General features: G+C 56.2%; 3 protein-coding genes. All 3 read left to right on the top strand.

The window, feature by feature from the left end:
* On the top strand, positions 1 to 250 hold a 250-nt coding region (locus EN994_RS35505), incomplete at its 5' end, for a hypothetical protein (protein ID WP_206530510.1).
* Positions 247 to 1,353, top strand: a complete 1,107-nt coding sequence (locus tag EN994_RS26875; protein WP_024501842.1) for an acyltransferase — start codon at positions 247 to 249, stop codon at positions 1,351 to 1,353. The genes EN994_RS35505 and EN994_RS26875, both read left to right, overlap by 4 nt.
* 254 nt (positions 1,354 to 1,607) lie before the next feature.
* Positions 1,608 to 2,521, top strand: a 914-nt coding sequence (locus EN994_RS26870; protein ID WP_164746227.1) for an O-antigen ligase, incomplete at its 3' end; no start/stop codon positions are given.

Raw genomic sequence — 2,521 nt, 5'->3', positions numbered from 1 at the left:
GATCTATGCCGGTATCGGCCCGATGCTTTGGGGCGCCGACCTCGATGCCGCGGTGTCGGCCGTGAACAAGGCCGTGGCGGTCCGTCGTGCCGCGGGTGAAAGAAAAATTGCTCTGATACGATTCGACAGTCCGGGAGGAGTTGCTTCACGCGGCTGCGACTCGCATCCAAATGAAATCGGCCAGGGTCATATGGCCGATGAACTTGAGGCCCGTGTGAAAGCGGACCTTGGCTGGGAAGAGACAAAATGACTGTAGCTTCGACGGTTGGCGTAGAATCACCAACGGTGCTGCCGGACAGCACCAATGTTCGTCGCAAGCTGCTCGGGCTCCAAGTTCTAAGGTTCGTCGCCGCTTTTGCGGTGGTATTGTTCCATATTGGAAGCGGTTTTCAAATAGAGTTTGGTCTTAAGGAAAATATCTTTGGATTCGGAGCGTCAGGCGTTGATATATTCTTCGTAATCAGTGGATTTATAATCGCTTACACCACCGATGAGGCCAAAGGCGCCTGGCAATTCTGTCGCCGCCGCATAGTTCGTATCGTTCCGCTCTATTGGACGCTGACGGCAGGTATCGTGTTGATTGCGCTGATGAAACCCGGTCTGCTGAATTCGACCGTCGTGAGCGGCGAAACGATCCTGAAATCACTGTTCTTCATCCCGTTCGAAAAGGTCGACGGTTCGATTCAGCCGCTGCTCTTTCTCGGCTGGAGCCTCAATTATGAGATGTTCTTCTATGCAATATATGCTGCGTGCATAGCTTGCGGCCTGCGCGGCCCACTGTCGCCATCCATGTTCATAGTAGTTCTCGTGGCGATGGGTCAATTCATCCAGAGTGAAAACGTCGCTTGGCGCTTTTATACAAATCCGCTGATGCTGGAATTTGTTTTTGGCATCTTACTTTACCTGGCATATGTGCATAGTGCGAAGCTTTTCGTGGGACGTACGTGGCTTATGCTTGCGATTTTCGTGGCGACAATAGCCATTCGGCAAATGATACCTGATTTGCCCTGGCTTCTGGCGAACGGCGTCCCTGCCGTGGTTTTAACCGCCGCCGCTTTGTCTTGGTCGCCCCCCCGGACGCGCGCGATAACATTTCTGGTTTTGCTCGGAGATGCATCATACTCGCTCTACCTCTCGCACCCCTATGTGATCCAGCTGGCGAGCAAACTGCTACCGCATCAGTCAGGGCTGATGGCGCAGGGGCTGGCCGGCATCGTGGCATGCGCGCTGTCCATAGCGGTATCCATTGTCCTTTATACAATGATCGAGCGACCCGCGCAGGCTCTCTTCAATGGCTTGGCAGCCCGTAGGCAAGCCTCCTCGACGCTCAGGAAAACCGAAAATCATATCTGACTCGCGATGGGAACAGGCCGCCCACTGCCTCTGGATTTGTGACGGATCGCCCTGTTCCAAGGTGCGACGACTCGGTATCCGCCGCTTGGCCAATTCGCGTAAGATAAGTTGACCGGATTTGCCATTGAGCGCCGGGCGCGATAGGTTATATTGCACTGCACAATGGAGAAGCCGTTTATTGCACGCCCATGTCTGCGAAAAATCCGGCCGGCTCATGGCTTGCCGGCACTGGGTCGTGTCGGCGGGACTCTGAGATGAAGATTCCAAAGTCCCTGCTGGTCGATCCCGAGAAGAACTCGGTCTATGGCGCCTTTGCCGTAGCCGTCTCGATCTGGGCGTTTTCCTATTCGTTCATTTTCGGCCAGGTGCTGATCCTGGCCTACTACGCGGTCTGGCTTCCACTCGTCATGGTCGACTACCGGCGGTTTCTGCGGCATCTGTCCAGCGCCTGGCTGCCGCTGCTGTTTGCCGCCTATGTCTGCTTCTCGATTTTCTGGTCGGTTGCGCCGGGCATCACGGCAAGGACGGCGTTCCAATATCTCTCTCATATCGCTTGTGCCTATATCGCGGCGCGCACCGTCAGCGTGCGCGCATTGACGATAGGCGCCCTGGTCGGGATTTTCTTCATCCTGCTGTATTCGTTGCGGGTCGGCAATTATTCCGACGATGTTCTCGACGGCACCTACAATTTCGTCGGCGCGTTTGCCTCCAAGAACCAGCTCGGTTTTGTCGCCTCGCTCGGCATATATTTCAGCGTGGTGTTCCTTGCCTTTTACAGGCGCGGCCGGCTGAGCCTCATGCTTACAGCGCCTCTCATTCTGCTGTCGGCCTATCTGCTGTTCGTCTCGCATTCCGCCACCTCGATGGCCTCTATACCGGCGGTTCTGGCGCTGGTGACGCTTCTTGCGATGAGCAAAATTTTGTCACGGCGCTACCGCCGGGTGATTTTCCTGATCGGCGCCGGTCTGCTGGTCGTGACTGCCTTTGTCGCCTTGAATCTCGGGCTGATGGACTTCGTCCTCGGCCTCTTCGGCAAGGATTCGACGCTCACCGGACGGACCTATCTGTGGGAGCAGGGCTGGAATGCCGTGCAGAAATCGCCGATTCTCGGCGTCGGCTATGCCGCCTATTGGGTGCAGGGCTTCGCCGAAGCCGAGCGGCTGTGGAA

Source organism: Mesorhizobium sp. M7A.F.Ca.CA.002.09.1.1 (assembly GCF_003998555.1).
Classification (GTDB): Bacteria; Pseudomonadota; Alphaproteobacteria; order Rhizobiales; family Rhizobiaceae; genus Mesorhizobium; species Mesorhizobium ciceri.
The sequence above is the reverse complement of the archived record's forward strand: the minus strand, read 5'-3'. Positions and strand labels throughout refer to the sequence as shown.